General features: G+C 66.7%; 1 pseudogene. It reads left to right on the top strand.

Annotation, left to right across the window (positions count from 1 at the left end):
- Window positions 1–258: pseudogene (locus A3736_RS17465) on the top strand (hypothetical protein); the annotation flags it as partial.

Below are 258 nucleotides of genomic sequence, written 5' to 3'. Positions count from 1 at the left end.
CGTGGCACCGCTCGATACCGGCGCGGGCGATGCTGGCCTTTCGGTGTTGCGTAGCGGCTATGGCCTCGCTGCGCCCGACTATCTCAAGGGAGACCCCGAACGCCTGAGCGGTTACGTGACGGCTGAGCGGCTGGCGCGCATGAACCGGCAGGGGATGCACGGCACGTTCGCACAGGACCCTGCGGACTATCGCAAAGATCCCGGTTACGTGGTGCCGCGCGAGACTGTGGCGCAATTCTTCGACACGCCCACGCCCGA

The sequence above is a fragment of the Erythrobacter sp. HI0063 genome, assembly GCF_001635685.1.
Taxonomy (GTDB): domain Bacteria; phylum Pseudomonadota; class Alphaproteobacteria; order Sphingomonadales; family Sphingomonadaceae; genus Qipengyuania.
Note: the sequence above shows the minus strand (reverse complement) of the source record. Positions and strands in the feature narration are given on the sequence as shown.